15 protein-coding genes are annotated in these 16328 nt (G+C 73.8%); all 15 read right to left on the bottom strand.

The features are described 5' to 3' along the window. Positions 1-1586 (bottom strand): lipopolysaccharide biosynthesis protein (locus GTR02_RS11390; protein WP_166607615.1); only part of this gene is annotated, 1586 nt, incomplete at its 3' end. A gap of 232 nt (positions 1587-1818) precedes the next feature. Further along, positions 1819-2346: a hypothetical protein gene (locus tag GTR02_RS11385; protein WP_166607614.1), complete on the bottom strand. Its 528-nt coding sequence runs from the start codon at positions 2344-2346 to the stop codon at positions 1819-1821. Between the two features lie 26 nt (positions 2347-2372). After that, positions 2373-5921, bottom strand: coding sequence for a DNA polymerase III subunit alpha (gene dnaE, locus GTR02_RS11380; RefSeq protein ID WP_166607613.1), 3549 nt, complete (start codon positions 5919-5921; stop codon positions 2373-2375). Positions 5922-6066: 145 nt separating this feature from the next. Continuing rightward, positions 6067-6888 (bottom strand): ABC-2 family transporter protein, encoded by an 822-nt coding sequence (locus GTR02_RS11375; protein ID WP_166607612.1) that lies wholly within the window; start codon positions 6886-6888, stop codon positions 6067-6069. Beyond that, on the bottom strand, positions 6881-7735 hold the full coding sequence (locus tag GTR02_RS11370; protein ID WP_166607611.1) for an ABC-2 family transporter protein: 855 nt from the start codon (positions 7733-7735) through the stop codon (positions 6881-6883). The genes GTR02_RS11375 and GTR02_RS11370 overlap by 8 nt, the downstream gene beginning before the upstream one ends. Beyond that, the gene (locus GTR02_RS11365; RefSeq protein WP_166607610.1) at positions 7728-8777 is read right to left on the bottom strand and encodes an ATP-binding cassette domain-containing protein; all 1050 of its coding nucleotides are present in this window, start codon (positions 8775-8777) and stop codon (positions 7728-7730) included. Before GTR02_RS11365 ends, GTR02_RS11370 begins: the two co-directional genes overlap by 8 nt. An 86-nt stretch (positions 8778-8863) precedes the next feature. Continuing rightward, the gene (locus tag GTR02_RS11360) at positions 8864-9787 is read right to left on the bottom strand and encodes an RluA family pseudouridine synthase (protein ID WP_166607609.1); all 924 of its coding nucleotides are present in this window, start codon (positions 9785-9787) and stop codon (positions 8864-8866) included. Beyond that, on the bottom strand, positions 9780-10373 hold the full coding sequence (lspA, locus tag GTR02_RS11355) for a signal peptidase II (RefSeq protein WP_166607608.1): 594 nt from the start codon (positions 10371-10373) through the stop codon (positions 9780-9782). Before lspA ends, GTR02_RS11360 begins: the two co-directional genes overlap by 8 nt. A gap of 103 nt (positions 10374-10476) precedes the next feature. Next, positions 10477-10989: a TraR/DksA family transcriptional regulator gene (locus GTR02_RS11350; protein WP_205709072.1), complete on the bottom strand. Its 513-nt coding sequence runs from the start codon at positions 10987-10989 to the stop codon at positions 10477-10479. A gap of 192 nt (positions 10990-11181) precedes the next feature. Beyond that, a complete protein-coding gene (locus tag GTR02_RS23815) occupies positions 11182-11844 on the bottom strand; it encodes a DivIVA domain-containing protein (RefSeq protein WP_166607607.1) in 663 nt (220 codons plus the stop codon). Between the two features lie 183 nt (positions 11845-12027). Next, entirely contained in the window at positions 12028-12324 is a 297-nt protein-coding gene (locus GTR02_RS11340) for a YggT family protein (protein ID WP_166607606.1), read from the bottom strand. Between the two features lie 69 nt (positions 12325-12393). Continuing rightward, positions 12394-12921 (bottom strand): cell division protein SepF, encoded by a 528-nt coding sequence (locus tag GTR02_RS11335; protein WP_166607605.1) that lies wholly within the window; start codon positions 12919-12921, stop codon positions 12394-12396. Between the two features lie 83 nt (positions 12922-13004). Further along, positions 13005-13763, bottom strand: a complete 759-nt coding sequence (locus tag GTR02_RS11330) for a YggS family pyridoxal phosphate-dependent enzyme (protein ID WP_166607604.1) — start codon at positions 13761-13763, stop codon at positions 13005-13007. After that, on the bottom strand, positions 13760-14485 hold the full coding sequence (gene pgeF / locus GTR02_RS11325) for a peptidoglycan editing factor PgeF (RefSeq protein ID WP_166607603.1): 726 nt from the start codon (positions 14483-14485) through the stop codon (positions 13760-13762). The genes GTR02_RS11330 and pgeF overlap by 4 nt, the downstream gene beginning before the upstream one ends. Before the next feature lie 4 nt (positions 14486-14489). Then, positions 14490-15833 carry a cell division protein FtsZ gene (gene ftsZ / locus GTR02_RS11320; RefSeq protein ID WP_166607602.1) on the bottom strand — a complete coding sequence of 448 codons (1344 nt, stop codon included), beginning with the start codon at positions 15831-15833 and terminating at the stop codon, positions 14490-14492. Positions 15834-16328 lie beyond the last annotated feature (495 nt).

Below are 16328 nucleotides of genomic sequence, written 5' to 3'. Positions count from 1 at the left end.
CCCCCGCTCCCCGCGCGGGAGGCGGCCGGGCCGGGCCCGCCCGGCGTGCCGCCGGGTGCGCGCGGCGACGGCGGCCCCTGGCGGGTGCCGGTCTCCTCGCGGTCGGTGTCTTCGCGGTCGGTGTCCTCGCGGTCGGTCTGCTCGCGGTCGGTCTGCACGGTGCCGGGATCGATCACGGCGCTGTTCCCTTCGGGGGTCGTGGTCTCGCTCGACGCCCGAGCGGGTGCGGGGGACGCGGGTGCGTCCCCCGGGGGGAGGGCGGCCTCGTCGGCCGCGAAGCGCCGGCGGGCGCGGACGAGAGGCACGGCGAGGACGACCGCCTCGACGAAGAGCACCGCGACCCAGCCGACGCTCAGGCCGAGCACCCCGCCGACGGAGGCGCCGATCAGCGCGCCCGCCAGTTCGAGGACGGTGAAGACGACGAGCACGAGGGTCGCCTCGCTGGTGCGGCCCTGCACGCGCCGCAGGGCCACGAAGTGGTCCTTCACGACGAACGGCAGGCCGGCGAGCACGAGGACGCGCAGCACGTCGGCGCCCTCGGTGGCGTAGTCGGCCCCGAAGATGCGCAGCACGAACGGGGCGAGCGGCAGCAGGGCCGCGTTGGCCGCCAGGCTGACGGCGAGCCCCAGCGGGACGGTGACCCGCATGCGGCGCAGCACCTCGCCCGGGTCGCCCTCCGCCGCCGCGAACAGGCCGATGGACAGCGCGTACGGCAGGGCGAAGACGAAGCCGGTGAGCTGCAGCGCGGCCCCGAAGGGGGCGTTGGCGCTCGCCGAGATCGTCGCGGTGACGATGACGGGCAGCAGCATCAGCGGGCTCTGCAGCGTGGTGTTCAGCGCGTGGTGGCTGAGCGCCCGGCGGCCGAGCCCCTGCAGCGAGGACAGGTCGACGAGGCGGCGGGAGGCCTGCAGGGCGCGGCCGCCGCGCGTGCGGTGGGCGACCAGGGGCAGCGACACGACCGTGCCGACGGCCCACGCCGCGAAGATCGCCATGCCGTCGGTGGCGCCGAGCGCCGCGAGCCCCAGCAGGGCCGCGACCTTGGTGGCGCTCGCGACGACGTTGCGCTCCAGCTGGAGGCTGCCCGAGCCCAGGACGAGGACGGCCTGGTCCAGGACCAGGACGACCGCGGCCAGACCCGTGCCGACGGCGAAGAGCGTCGCGTGGCCGGGCGAGCCCGCGATGTCGGCGAGGTTGCCCAGGCCGAGCAGGTGGATGGCGACGAAGGGGACGACGACCGCGAGGAGCGTCGCGGCGACGGCCGCCACGGCCAGGGCCGTGCGGACGGTGACGCGGCGCAGCGCCTGGCTGGTGGCGGGCAGCTGCGCGATGAGCAGCGTCCCGAGGCCCAGGGTGCCGAGGGCGCCGAGCAGGCCCATGGCCGAGACGGCGGCGTTGGCGACACCGAACTGCTCGGCGGTGAAGCCCCGGGAGGCGATCGTCCAGAACAGCAGGCCCAGGACGCTCGTCGCGGCCTGCGTGCCGACGAGCGAGGAGCTGATCCGCAGGATCCGCTGCAGCCCGCTGCGCGCGGCCGGCTGGGCCGCCGCAGGGGCTGCGCCCGTGGACGTGGTGACACCCGGGGACATCGGTCTCCTCGTGTTGGCGGTTCTCGGAACCGCCTCCCTGCGGGTCCTCCGAGTCTAGGGAGGACCGGGAGGCGCAAGGGTGCCGTGCGGCTGACGTAGGTCTGTTCGGGGCGGAACCTCCACCGGATGGGTGCGTGTTCCGGGAGCACCGCCGCAGGGGCTCCCCGAAGGCAGTCACGATCGTCCTACGCAGAGTGACTGCAGCGCAGGGTGCTCACGCCACCCCGGACCGTCAGGCCCCGGGGGTCCCCTTCCCCGGCTCGGCGCGCGGTTCCCGCACCCAGTCCACGACGGCCGACGCGAGCGTCACCACGAGCACGACGACGCACACCGCGAGGGGCCACAGCAGCAGGACGCCCCACGCCGTGACGCTGACGTGCAGCGGGTCGGCCGGGTCGCTCGGCGGCAGCGCGGCCCCCGTCCCCGCGGCCAGCAGGGACCCGGCGAGGGCGCCGCAGACCGCGCCCGCGAGCAGCAGGAGGGGCTGCCGCCGGGCACGGCGCAGCACGAGCACCCCGACGCCGGCCCCGAGCGCGAGCCCGAGGACCGCGAGGGTCCCGTCGCGCGCGACGGGGTAGGCGAGGCTCGTCGTCACGACGGGTTCACCGACCAGGAGGGGTCCCGGGGAGCGCGTCAGCGCCCACCACACGACGCCCAGGACGACCCCGGTGACGGCCTGCCCGAGGAGCAGCCGCAGCGGGAGTCGCGCGTCGTCGTCGACTCCCCGCCCCGGGCGCCGGGCGACCCGCGACCGCTGCACGGCCGCCACCCTACGCAGGCGCCCGCTCACACCAGGCAGGTCGGCCCGAGCAGCGCCTTGAGGTCGCCGAACAGGGCGGGGTTCGGGGTGACCCGCAGCGAGTCGTCGAGCCGCATGAGCGTCCCCTGCCCCTTGCCGGGCTTGACCAGCCGCAGCCGCACCTCGGTGCTGCCGGGGTGGGTCACCAGGACGTCCTTGAGCTTCTGCACCTCGGCCGGGACGCAGCGCGAGACCGGCATGACGATGGTCACCGGCAGGCCGTCGGAGGAGGAGACGTCCGGGATCTGCAGCTCCTGCGCGTAGATCGTCGGGACGTCGTCGCGGCGGTTGAGCCGGCCCTTGACGACGACCACGAGGTCCTCGGCGAGCAGCGGGGCCACGCTCAGGTAGGTCTGCGGGAAGAAGAGGCACTCGATGGCGCCCTCGAGGTCCTCCACGGTGGCGATGGCCCAGGCGTTGCCCTGCTTGGTCAGCTTGCGCTGCAGCCCGGTGATCATGCCCGCCACGGTGATCGGGGCCCCGTCGCCCCGGGAGTCGTCGGCCGTGAGCGACGCGATCGAGCAGTCCGAGGCGTTGGACAGCAGCCGCTCCAGCCCGAACAGCGGGTGGTCGGAGACGTAGAGGCCGAGCATCTGCCGCTCGTGCGCCAGGAGCTCGGTCTTGTCCCACTCGGGGATGTCCGGGATCTCCACGGTGAAGCCGCTGCCCAGGCCCCCGTCGTCGTCGCCACTGCCGAGGCCCGCGAAGAGGTCGAACTGGCCGATGGCCTCGTTGCGCTTGACGTCGACGACCGCGTCCACGGCGTCCTCGTGCTTGGCCACGAGCGCCCGGCGCCGGTGCCCGAGGGAGTCGTAGGCGCCCGCCTTGATGAGCGACTCGATCGTCCGCTTGTTGCAGACCACGGCCGGGACCTTGGTGAGGAAGTCGGTGAACGACTCGTAGCGCCCCGCGGACTCCCGCGCCGCGACGATGCCGTCGACGACGTTCGCGCCCACGTTGCGGATCGCGGTGAGGCCGAAGCGGATGTCGGTGCCCACGGCGGTGAAGTTCGCCGAGGAGTCGTTGACGTCCGGCGGCAGGACCTTGATGCCCATGCGGCGGCACTCGTTGAGGTACAGCGCCGACTTGTCCTTGTCGTCGCGCACGCTCGTGAGGACGGCGGCCATGTACTCGGCCGGGTAGTTGGCCTTGAGGTAGGCCGTCCAGTACGACACCAGGCCGTAGGCGGCCGAGTGCGCCTTGTTGAACGCGTAGTCGGAGAACGGCACCAGGACGTCCCAGAGCGCCTTGACGGCCGCGGCCGAGAACCCGTTGGCGACCATGCCGGCCTCGAAGCCCACGTACTCGGCGTCGAGCACCTCGCGCTTCTTCTTGCCCATCGCGCGGCGCAGCAAGTCGGCCTTGCCGAGCGTGTACCCGGCGACCTTCTGCGCGATCGACATGACCTGCTCCTGGTACACGATCAGGCCGTACGTCGTGGACAGGATCTCCGCGAGCGGTTCCTCCAGCTCGGGGTGGATCGGGGTGATCTTCTCCTGGCCGTTCTTGCGCAGCGCGTAGGCCGTGTGGGAGCCCGCACCCATGGGGCCGGGCCGGTACAGCGCGCCGACCGCGGAGATGTCCTCGAAGTTGTCGGGGCGCATGAGGCGCAGCAGGGACCGCATGGGCCCGCCGTCGAACTGGAAGACGCCCAGCGTCTCGCCCCGGCCCAGCAGGTCGTACGTCGCCGGGTCGTCCAGCTCGAGACCCTCGAGGTCGACCGGCTCCTTGCCGTTGAGGACGACGTTGGCGAGGGCGTCGTCGAGGATCGTGAGGTTGCGCAGCCCCAGGAAGTCCATCTTGACCATGCCGAGCGTCTCGCACGTCGGGTAGTCGAACTGCGTGATGATCGCGCCGTCGGCCTCCCGCTTCATGATCGGGATGTGGTCGATCAGCGGCTCGCTGGACATGATGACGCCGGCCGCGTGCACGCCCCACTGCCGCTTCAGGCCCTCGAGGCCGCGCGCGGTGTCGACGACGCGGACGACCTCGGGGTCGGCCTTGTAGAGGTCGCGGAACTCCTGCGCCTCGGAGTACCGCTTGTGGCCCGGGTCGAAGATGCCGGTGAGCGGGATGTCCTTGCCCATCACCGCCGGCGGCATGGTCTTGGTGATCCGCTCCCCCATCGAGAAGGGGAAGCCGAGGACGCGCGAGGAGTCCTTGACGGCCTGCTTGGCCTTGATCGTGCCGTAGGTGACGATCTGGGCGACGCGGTCGGTGCCGTACTTCTGCACGACGTAGGCGATGACCTCGCCGCGCCGGCGCTCGTCGAAGTCGATGTCGAAGTCGGGCATCGACATGCGCTCGGGGTTGAGGAAGCGCTCGAAGAACAGTCCGTGGCGCAGCGGGTCCAGGTCGGTGATCCGCATGGCGTAGGCGGCCATCGACCCGGCGCCGGACCCGCGGCCCGGGCCGACGCGGATGCCGTTGTCCTTCGACCACTGGATGAAGTCGGCGACGACGAGGAAGTAGCCCGCGTAGCCCTTCGAGACGATGACCTCGATCTCGTAGTCGGCCTGCTTGCGCACGTCGTCGGGGATGCCCGCGGGGTAGCGCAGCGCCAGGCCGCGCCACACCTCCTTGACGAAGAGGCTCTCCTCGTCGTCCCCCTCCGGGCAGGGGAAGCGCGGCATGAAGGCGCCCGTGGACTCGGTGAAGGAGACGTCGCAGCGCTCGGCGATGAGCAGCGTGTTGTCGCACGCCTCCGGGTGGTCGCGCCACAGGTGGCGCATCTCCGCGGGACTCTTGAGGTAGAACTCGTCGGCGTCGAACTTGAAGCGCTTCGGGTCCGCCAGCGTCGAGCCCGACTGCACGCACAGCAGGGCCGCGTGCGCCGGGGCGTCCTCCGCCTTGGTGTAGTGCAAGTCGTTGGTCGCGACGAGCGGCAGGTCCAGGTCCTTGGCGAGCTTCAGCAGGTCGTCCATCGACCGCTTCTCCACGTCGATGCCGTGGTCCATGATCTCGCAGAAGAAGTTGTCCCGGCCGAAGATGTCGCGGTAGTCGGCGGCGGCCTGGCGCGCCGCGTCGTACTGCCCGAGGCGCAGCTTGGTCTGGATCTCCCCCGACGCGCAGCCCGTGGTCGCGATCAGCCCGTCGGCGTAGCGCGAGAGCAGCTCGCGGTCCATGCGGGGCTTGTAGAGGAAGCCCTCCAGGCTCGCGAGCGAGCTCATCTTGAAGAGGTTGTGCATGCCCGCCGTCGTCGAGGCGAGCATCGTCATGTGGGTGTAGGCGCCGGCACCCGAGACGTCGTCGCCCGGGCGGCTGCTCTGGTCGCCCCACTTCACGCGCGTCCGGTCGGCCCGCGCCGTGCCCGGGCTGAGGTAGGCCTCGACGCCGATGATCGGCTTGACCCCGTGCTTCTTCGCCGTCTTCCAGAAGTCGTAGGCGCCGAAGACGAAGCCGTGGTCGGTCGTGGCCACGGCTGGCATCCCCATGGCGGCGGACTCGCGGAAGAGGTCGTCCACCTTCGCCGCCCCGTCGAGCATCGAGTACTCGGTGTGGACGTGCAGGTGGACGAACGAGTCCGCGGATGCCATGGGTGGCGCCTCCTGGAGCGGGCGGGACGGGCGGTGGGGCAGAGGCGTCATCGTAGGCGGCGCCGCCCACACGGCCGACGCCGACACGGGGGGCCGCTGCGGGCCGTGGGCGCCACGCGCGCGCCTGGCCCCACCGTCGGCGTCCTCAGTGCCCGGCGCCCTCGTAGCGGCGCAGCGCCGCGCGCCAGGCGACGGCGGCCAGGAGGGCCACCAGGGCCGCGACCAGCGGGGTGGCCAGGCCCAGCCAGCGCAGCGAGCCCCCGCGGTCCAGGAGCAGCAGGGCGGGGAAGCAGCTGGTGAAGGCGAACGGTGGGAGGCTGCTCAGGACGACCTGCAGAGCCGGCGGGTACAGGTCGAGGGGGAACTTCGCGAAGTCCCGGGTCAGCACCACGAAGACGGGGAACGTCGAGGTGGCCGACGGCTCCCAGAAGACGACCATGTTGGCCAGGAACGTGACGGCGGTGACCAGGACCGTGCCGGCGACCACGGTGAGCACCAGGAACGGCACGGTCCACCACCGCCACGCGTCGGCACCGGTCAGCCCGGCCACGACCAGGACGGCGCCGAGCAGCGCGTTGCCGAGTCCGTGGACGGTGAAGTGCTCGGCCGCGACCTGCAGGGCCGGCGGGAGCGGACGCAGCAGGACGCGGTCGAAGCTCCCGCTGTTGACCGTGGTCCGCAGCGACCAGGGTCCGTCGCTGAGCAGCTCCACCAACCCGGCGGGCAGCATCACCAGCCCGAAGAGCAGCGCCACCTCCCAGGGCCCCCAGCCGAGGACGTCGGGCACGCTGGTGAAGAGGACGACGGCGAAGACCACCCCGGTGAGCTGCTGGAGGACCGCACCGAGGATCGAGAGCCAGAAGTCCCCGCGGTACTCCAGCGCCGAACGCAGCTGGAGCACGCGCAACCTCACGTAGATGCGCGCGAGCCGGCGGACGGGCTGCTCCGCACGAGCGGGATCACCCACCCTGCACCTCGACCGCGGCGAACGCCCGGCGCCAGGCGCGGCCGGCGGCGAACCACAGGACGCAGACCCAGAGGGCCTGCAGGCCGAGCAGCGCCACACCGCGGCCGAGGCCGCCGAGGCCCAGGTAGATGCCGACCGGCGTCCACACCACGCCGCGGAACGGCAGCACCTCCACGACCGCCCCGACCGCGGACGGCAGCAGCGACAGCGGGACGACACCCCCCGACAGCACCTGGATGAGCGCCTGCAGACTCCACATGACGCCGAGCCCGTTGGTGGTCCAGAACATCAGCAGGGATCCGAGGAACACCAGCAGGGCCTTCGTCACGAAGGCCAGCACGACCGACACCGCGAAGAGCACGAGCTCGACCGGGCCGGCGGGCGGGCTGATCCGGAGCAGGAGCAGGCCCACCACGATCGAGACGAGCAGGCTGAGGGCTCCCTCCACCACCCCCCACCCGGCGGCCCGCGCGAGCTGGGCGGTGCGGTAGTCGATGGGGCGCAGGACGTCGAGGGTGACGGCGCCCGTGCGGATCGAGCTCATCATCTCCGAGGCGATCCGCCATCCGACGAGCGCGTTCAGCCCGTACGCCAGCACCACGTAGGTGCGCATCGTCTCGAAGTCGAACCCCCCGACGACGGGACGCGCCGCGTAGACGGACCGCCACAGGTAGTACTGGATGATCACCCACACGAACGTCAGAGCGATGCCCAGGGCCGTCGTGGCACGGTAGGCGACCGCCTGCTGCAGCGCGGCCCCGGCGATCGCGAGGACGCCTCGCCGTGGCCTCGTGCGCCCGACGTCCCGAGCCGGCCGCGACCGGGAGACGGTCCCGCGCTCACGCACCTCGGTCCTGCTCGACTGTCGCGGACAGCGCTGCCCCCGGCACCCCGCCCTCGTACACCTGCCGGATCACGGCCTCCGCGGACGGCTCCTCGATGCGCACGTCAGCGAGCGCCACCCCCGCCGCGAGGCGCGCGATGACCGCGCCCGGCGTCGTCGCGGGATCGTCGATCCGCACGGTCCACGACGCCCCCGCCCCCGCGACGTCGACCCCCTCGCCCGCGAAGAGGTCGGAGAGCACCGTCGATCCTTCGGGGAGGCCGTCCGCCAGCGTCACGACGACGCGACGTCGGTGGCCGGCCTCCGCGGCGAGACGCGCGTACGCGCCGTCGTAGGCCACGAGGCCCCGGTCGATCACCACCACGCGCGGACACAGCTGCTCGATGTCCCCGAGGTCGTGGGACGTGAGCAGGACGGTCAGTCCCCGTTCCCGGTGCATCCTCCCGACGAGGTCGCGGAACCTCGCCTTGACGGAGACGTCGAGACCGATCGTCGGCTCGTCGAGGAAGAAGACGCGGGGAGAGTGCAGGAGCGCGGCCGCGAGGTCGCACCGCATCCGCTGCCCGAGCGAGAGCTGACGCGCCGGCACCGCGAGCAGCGGACCGAGGTCGAGGACGTCGACCAGCTCCTCCATGGTCGAGCGGTAGGACGCCGCCGGCACCGAGTAGATGTCCGCCAGCAGCCGCAGCGACTCCAGGACGGCGATGTCCCACCACAGCTGGGTGCGCTGGCCGAACACCACGCTGATGTTGCGGGCGTTGGCCGTGCGGTCGGTGTAGGGGTCCAGACCGCACACCCGCACCCGGCCCGACGTCGGCGCCAGCACTCCCGTCAGGAGCTTGACCGTCGTCGACTTCCCGGCCCCGTTGGGACCGATGTACGCGACCGACTCCCCCTCCGCGACGTGCAGGGAGACGCCCCGGAGGGCCTCGACGTGGGAGAACGACGGCCGGACGAGGTGGCGCACGGCGCCCCGCACCCCCGGCGTCTTGTCCGGCCTGCGGAACTGCTTGGTGAGCGCATCGGCGACGACGACGTCGGCCACGGTGCCTCCTCGGTCGGTGATCGGCCGCAGCGCCGGCCCCGTCCCGCAGGGGGCGACGGGCGCCAGCCTGACCACCGTAGGCGATCTCAGTCGGCGAGCCGCGCCAAGGCCGTCGCGAGGTCGTCGGGGTAGCTCGAGGAGAACTCCACCGGCCGTCCCGTGCCGGGGTGCTCGAAGCCCAGCCGCTTGGCGTGCAGCCACTGCCGCGTGAGCCCGAGCCGCGCCGCGAGGGTCGGGTCGGCGCCGTAGGTCAGGTCCCCCACGCAGGGGTGGCGCAGCGCGGAGAAGTGGACGCGGATCTGGTGCGTGCGCCCGGTCTCCAGGTGCACCTCGGCGAGCGCGGCGGAGCGGAAGGCCTCGAGCACCTCGTAGTGGGTCACGCTCGGCTTGCCCTCGGCCGTGACCGCGAACTTGTAGGCCCCGCCGGGGTGGCGGCCGATGGGCGCGTCGATGGTGCCGCGCAACGGGTCCGGGTGGCCTTGGACGAGCGCGTGGTAGACCTTCTCGACCGTGCGCTCCTTGAAGGCCCGCTTCAGCGCCGAGTAGGCGTGCTCGCTCTTGGCGACCACCATCAGGCCCGACGTGCCGACGTCGAGGCGGTGCACGATGCCCTGCCGCTCGGCGGCGCCCGAGGTCGCGATGGTGTAGCCCGCGCCCATCAGCCCGCCCACGACCGTGGGGCCCGTCCAGCCGGGGCTGGGGTGGGCCGCGACGCCCACGGGCTTGTCGACCACCACGAGGTCGTCGTCGTCGTGCACGACCACGAGCCCGTCGACCACCTCGGCCACGGCGACCGCCGCCGCCGGCGGGTCGGGCAGCTCGACCTCGAGCCACGCCCCGCCGCGCACGCGGTCGGACTTGCCGACCGCGACGCCGTCGATGAGGACGAGGCCCGCGGCGGCGAGCTCCGCGGTGCGGGTGCGCGAGAGCCCGAGGAGGCGGGCCAGCGCCGCGTCGACTCGCTCGCCCTCGAGGCCGTCGGGGACGGGAAGGCTGCGGGTCTCAGGCACCGGAGGCCTCCGTGCGGGCGGCGCGCTGCTCGCGGCGGCCGTCGAGGCCGACGCCGCGGAAGCCCAGCACCGCGATGAGGACGGCCGCGGCCACGACGCTGGAGTCGGCGAGGTTGAAGATCGGCCAGTGCGGCAGCTCGAGGAAGTCCACGACGTGCCCGCGGCCGACCCCGGGCGCGCGGAGGTAGCGGTCGGTGGCGTTGCCGGCCGCCCCGGCGAGCAGCAGCCCGAGGCCCACGGCCCACGCGGTGCTGCGCACGCGGCGGGCGACGACGAGCACGGCGATGACGACGGCCGTCTGGATGACGGTGAAGACGACGGTCGAGCCGGTGCCCAGGCTGAACGCGGCCCCCGGGTTGCGGATCAGGTGGAACTGCAGCAGCTCCCCCAGGAAGGGCTGCTGCACACCGGGTTCGAGCCGGGCCACCGCCAGGACCTTGGTCACCTGGTCCAGGGCGTACACGACCAGGGCGAGGCCCGCGAGCAGGCCGACGCGGCGCCGCGGGAGGGCTCCGGCGGAGGCCGGGCCGACGGTCCCGGAGGGCGGGTCGGAGGCGGTCAGGTCGTTCGAGGCAGCGTCGTCCATGGCGGCCCGAGTCTCCCACGCGGACGCCCCCGGCCCGGTCCGGCCCGCGCGGCGTCCCGGCCGGGACGGGCGCGGGCCCGGTCCCGGCCGTGCGCGGCGACGGTCAGCGGCGCTCGCCGCGGGCCTTGCAGGTCACGCACTGCGTGACGCGCGGGAAGGCCTGCAACCGGGCCTTGCCCACGGGCCCCGCGCACGACTCGCACGTGCCGTAGGCGCCCGACGACATCCGCACCAGGGCCCGCTGCGTCTGCTCGAGGAGGTCGCGCGCGTTGTTGGCGATGGTCATCTCCTGCTCGCGCCCGAGCGTCGCCGCCCCGTGGTCGACCTGGTCGTCGCCCGCGCCCTCCCCTCCGTTCGCGACGAGCGCGGAGAACGACGAGGTGGCCGCGACCAGCTCGCCCCCCAGGCGCGCCACCTCGGCCTCCAGCTCGACCCGGACCTCGGCCAGCTCCTCCGCCGTCCAGGCGTCCTCCGACGCCTTGACCGGCAGCGACGGCACGGCGGCGGCGCGCTGCGCCCGGCCCGTGCGCGCCGGCCGGTCCCGCGCGGGAGCCCCCTCCGCCGCGACCTCGACGTCTCCGTCGACCGGCACCTCCACCGACACCCCGTGCACCATGAGCGAGCCCCCCTCGGTTCGCGGCCCAGCACCGCGTGCGGGACACCGTAGGCAATCTCACGCAATGTGAGCAAGCGGAAACGAGGAGTCACCCACTTGCCCGACGACTGTCGGGTGCGCACACGCGACGACGCCGCCACCCCGGTGGGGTGACGGCGTCGGAGACCGGCGGTGCCGGCGGGTGGGGAGAGGTCAGAGGGCCACGGCGTCGTCGGGGACGATGCGGGCGCTCGACTTCAGCTGCTCGAGCTGGGTGGCGATGAAGCGCTCCAGCTGCTCGCGGTAGTCGACCTCGCGGCCGCGCAGGCTGCGGATGGTGTCCTCGAGCTGCAGGCGGCGCGTGTCCAGCTCGCCCAGGGTCGCGTCGCGGCGCTGCTCGGCCTCGGCCACGAGGCGGGCGGCCTCGGCCTGCGCCTGGGTGACGAGGGCCTCGCGCTGCGACTCGCCGTCGCGCACGTACTCGTCGTGCAGGCGCTGCGCCAGGGCGATGACGCCGGCGGCCTGGTCGGCGGGCGTCTGGGCGACGGCCGGGGCGGCGACGACCGGCTCCGGCTCCGGCTCGGGGGCCGGCTCGGGCTCGGGCTCCGGCTCGGGCGCGGCCTCGACGACCGGTGCGGGCTTGCCCAGGTCCACCGGCGGAGCGGCCTCGGCGGCCGAGGCCGCGCGGGTCAGCTCCCCCACCCGGTGCCGGCACTGGGTCAGCTCGGTGCGCAGGTCGTCGTTCTCGGACGTCAGGCGGCGCAGCTCGGCCACCACCTCGTCGAGGAAGTCGTCGACCTCGTCCTGGGCGTACCCCTCGCGCACGCGCGTGGGGTTGAAGCGCTTGTTGACGACGTCTTCGGGAGTGAGCGGCATCCTCGGTCACCTCTGCTGCTGGCCGGCCCCTCCGGTCGGCACCGAGATCCACGGTAGCGGACGGGCTCGGGACGCCGGCGGAGAGCCGGGACGGTGCCCGCGACGGGCGCGGGCCGGGACGGGGAGCACCGGCGGCGCCGGCGGTCGGACGCCCGGGCGACGACCCGGGCGGTCAGCGGGGGGTCAGGCGCGGGCCGCCAGGTTGCCGAACACCGACAGCAGCACCGAGCACAGGATCGCCAGCACGAGGAAGGCGAGGTCGAGCTGCACCGCGCCGAGCCGCAGGGGCGGGAGCACCTTGCGCAGCGCCTTCAGGGGCGGGTCCGTGGTCGTGTAGAGACCCTCGGCGAGCACGAGGACGGCGCCCCGGGGCCGCCACTCGCGCGAGAGCGCCTGCACCCAGTCCAGCACGAGGCGGCCGATGAGGCAGAGGAAGAACAGCAGCACCAGCAGCTCGAGCAGCGAGAAGAGGGTGGACACGCCCTCATCCTGCCTGACGGGTGGGCCGGCCGGGACCGCCGCGGTGTCGCGACCCCCCGCGTGGCGCAGTCACGACTGGTTGAAAAACGTCCGCTCGGTCGGCCGCTCCTCCTCCTGGGTCGCCACCTCGACGTTCTGCGGCGACAGCAGGAAGACCTTGTTGGTGACGCGCTCGATGGCTCCGTGCAGGCCGAAGACCAGCCCGGCGGAGAAGTCCACGAGGCGCTTGGCGTCCGAGTCGTCCATGTCGGTGAGGTTCATGATCACCGGGATGCCCTCGCGGAAGCTCTCGCCGATGGTCTTGGCCTCGTTGTACGTCCGGGGATGGATCGTCGTGATCCGGTGCAGCTCGGTACTGCTGACCTGGGGCACCACGTGGGCCACCTGCCTCCTGATCGGGGTCACCTGACCCGTGGTCTCCGGACGGCGCTCGGGGGCCGCCGCGGGTTCGGGGGCCGGCCGCGCCTCGCGCACGGTCTCCACCCGGACGCGGGGCGGCGCCTCCCGCTGGACGTGCTCGTCGCTGCCGTCCTCGGCGTAGCGGTCGTCCTCGGCCAGGCCGAGGTAGACCATCGCATTGCGCAGCGCGCCGGCCATCGCAGGCTCCTCGAGGTCGTCAGGTCCATCGTGCGGGAGGGTGCGGCGCGGTCGCCGCACCCGCAGGTCGAACGCGTGGGACGTTACCGCGGGACGGGGCGCGGGCCGAGGATCGCGCCGCCGACACGCAGGTGCGTCGCGCCGGCGGCGACGGCCTGCTCGAGGTCACCGCTCATGCCGGCCGACAGCAGCACCGCGCCGGGGTGCTCCCGGCGCACGTCGGCGGCCAGGCCGGCGAGCGCGGCGAAGGCGCGCTCGGGCTCGACCTCGCGCGGGGCCACGGCCATGAGACCCAGCAGGTCCAGCCACTCGCTGCCGGCCACGGCCGCCGTCACGGCGGGCAGCGCGCCGGGCTCGGCACCGCCGCGACCCGCGTCGACACCGGCCCCGAGGGCGGGGGCGAGGTCGACCTGGACGAAGCAGCCGGTCCGCCGGCCGTGCTCCCCGGCCCCGCGGTCCAGCGCGACCGCCACCTTCGCGCGGTCGACGCTGTGCACGACGTCGGCGTAGCCGGCCACCGAGCGCGCCTTGTTCGACTGCAGCTGCCCGACGAAGTGCCAGCGCAGCCCGCCCACGCCGGCCGCGGCCACCTGCTCGGCCTTGGTGGCGGCCTCCTGGTCGCGGCTCTCCCCCACGTCGGTGACGCCGAGCGCGGCGAGCGTGCGGACGTCGGCCGCGGGGAAGAACTTCGTCACCGCGACGAGCGTCAGCTCCCGGGGGTCGCGCCCCGCGGCCCGCGCGGCGGCGTCCACGCGCTCGCGCACCGCGCGCAGGCCGGACTCGAGCGCCGCGGGGCGGGCGTCGGGACCCGGTCCTTCGGGACCGGGGGGGCCGGCGCTCACGGCAGCACCACGACGCCGCCGGTGCGGCCCGTCCGGCCGTCGCGGCGGTAGGAGAAGAGGTCGTCGTGCTCGGCCGTGCACCGGGACACGCGGCTCGCCGGCACACCGGCCTGCGCGAGCTGCGCGAGCACCCCCGCCGCGACGTCGACCGCGCTCGTGCCCCACGTCGTCCTCGCGCGGGCCGCGGGCACGTGGGCGGCCACGTCGTCGGCCATGGCGGGCGGGACCTCGTAGCACCCGCCGCAGATCGAGGGGCCGAGGCTCGCGCGGACGTCGCGCGCACCCCGCGCGCGCAGGGCCGCGACGACGGCGGGGACGACCCCCGCGACGAGACCCGGCCGGCCCGCGTGGGCGACGGCCACCAGGCCCGCCTCGGCGTCGCACAGCAGGACGGGCACGCAGTCGGCCACGAGGACGGCGAGCGCGAGACCGCGCACGCCGGTGACGAGCGCGTCGGCCTCGGGCACCTCGGCGGGCACACGGTCGACGTGCACGACGTCCGCGCCGTGCACCTGGCGCGCCAGCACGAGCGCGTCGGCGCCGACGGCCGCGCGCAGGGCCTCGCGGTGGGCGGCCACCCGGGCCGGGTCGTCGCCCACGTGGTCGCCCAGGTTCAGGCCGTCGTACGGCGCGGGGCCGCGGCCGCCGGCCCGGGTGGTGAACCCCGCCCGGACGCCGCCGGGGAGGGCGGCGTCCAGGAGGGGGACGGACGAGGGGGGCACCCGACTACTTGAGGAAGTCGGGCACGTCCAGGTCGTCCTCCTCGGGCTTCGCCCGCGGGACGCGGCGCGCCCCGACGTTGTCCTGCGGGAGCTCGATAACGCGCGGCACCTGGACCGGGTCCTCGCTGGGCGTCAGCTGCGGCGCCTGCTGGGCCACGGGCTGGGGCGCCGGCTGCTGCTGGACCGGCTGCTGCTGGGCCGGCTGCTGCTGGGCCGGCTGCTGCTGGGGCTCCGGGGCCGGCGGCGGCGCGTACTGCGTCGCCGGCTGGGGCGTGGGGGCCTGCGGCACCGAGGGCGCGAAGTACGGCTCGGGACGCTGCTGGCGCGTGGGCGGCACCGCGCTGCCGGAGGACCGGCCGGAGACCTGGCCCACCGCGCGCTCGTCGCGGCGGCGCACGGGCGTGCCGGAGTCGAAGCCCGCGGCGATGACGGTGACGCGCACCTCGTCGCCGAGGGCGTCGTCGATGACGGCGCCGAAGATGATGTTGGCCTCGGGGTGCGCCGCCTCCTGCACCAGCCGGGCGGCCTCGTTGATCTCGTACAGGCCGAGGTCCGAGCCGCCCTGGATGGACAGCAGCACGCCGTGCGCACCGTCGATGCTCGCCTCGAGCAGCGGCGAGGAGATGGCGCTCTCGGCGGCCTGGACCGCGCGGTCGTCGCCGCGGGCCGAGCCGATGCCCATGAGGGCGCTGCCGGCGCCCTGCATGACCGACTTCACGTCGGCGAAGTCGAGGTTGATCAGCCCGGGGGTGGTGATGAGGTCGGTGATGCCCTGGACACCCGACAGCAGCACCTGGTCCGCCGAGCGGAAGGCGTCGAGGATGCTGACCTGCTTGTCGCTGATGGACAGCAGCCGGTCGTTCGGGATGACGATGAGGGTGTCGACCTCGTCGCGCAGCTCGCTGATGCCGGACTCCGCCGAGTTCGCGCGACGGCGGCCCTCGAAGGTGAAGGGCCGCGTGACCACACCGATGGTCAGGGCGCCCAGCGAGCGGGCGATGCGCGCCACGACGGGCGCGCCGCCGGTGCCGGTGCCGCCACCCTCGCCCGCGGTGACGAAGACCATGTCGGCGCCCTTGAGCACCTCCTCGATCTCCTCGGCGTGGTCCTCGGCGGCCTTGCGGCCGACCTCGGGGTCCGCGCCGGCGCCGAGGCCGCGCGTGAGCTCGCGGCCGACGTCGAGCTTGACGTCGGCGTCGCTCATGAGGAGCGCCTGCGCGTCGGTGTTGACGGCGATGAACTCGACGCCCTTGAGGCCGACCTCGATCATCCGGTTGACCGCGTTCACCCCGCCGCCGCCGACGCCGACGACCTTGATGACCGCTAGGTAGTTCTGCGGAGCTGCCACGTGGAGTGCCTCTCGCCTCTTTCGCCGATGCTTGCGCGCTGGGCCGGAGCCTCAGGCGCAGACGCTCACCCTCAGGTAGAGGGTTAACGTTATGTCATTTCCTGTCGTGGTGACCGTAGGGAGCCGCACGGGTGCGGTGCAACTGACGGCGCGGCGTGTCGCGCCGCTATGACGCCGGGAGCAGCCGAAACACGAGCTGCGGTGGGGAGGACGGAGCGTCGGCGGCGCGGCAGCACGACGGCGCCCGTGGACCGACCGCCGATCGGGTGACGTCTCCCCCGGGGTGAGTCCCCCCGAGTGGTGTAACTGGGCCCTGCAGCCTGACCAGCACCGGCGTGTCCCGGTGAGCAGGTGAGGGCCACCGCGTAAAGCTCTGCGAGTACCCGCCAAGGAACTCGTAGAAGGAGATCAACGCGATGGCCCTCATGGACCAGTCTGCCCTGTCCACCCTGCTCGACGCACTCACCTCCGCCGACGACGGCACCCTCATGCGCC

It is taken from the genome of Kineococcus siccus (genome assembly GCF_009906795.1).
Taxonomy (GTDB): Bacteria; Actinomycetota; Actinomycetes; order Actinomycetales; family Kineococcaceae; genus Kineococcus; species Kineococcus siccus.
This window is presented reverse-complemented; position numbering and strand designations above follow the sequence as displayed.

Bases quoted from the DNA above. Each gene is read 5' to 3' on its own strand.
- dnaE (WP_166607613.1), bottom strand. From the start codon at position 5,921: ATGGCATCCGCGGACTCGTTCGTCCACCTGCACGTCCACACCGAGTAC.
- lspA (WP_166607608.1), bottom strand. From the start codon at position 10,373: ATGGACGACGCTGCCTCGAACGACCTGACCGCCTCCGACCCGCCCTCC.
- GTR02_RS11350 (WP_205709072.1), bottom strand. From the start codon at position 10,989: ATGGTGCACGGGGTGTCGGTGGAGGTGCCGGTCGACGGAGACGTCGAG.
- GTR02_RS23815 (WP_166607607.1), bottom strand. From the start codon at position 11,844: ATGCCGCTCACTCCCGAAGACGTCGTCAACAAGCGCTTCAACCCCACG.
- GTR02_RS11335 (WP_166607605.1), bottom strand. From the start codon at position 12,921: ATGGCCGGCGCGCTGCGCAATGCGATGGTCTACCTCGGCCTGGCCGAG.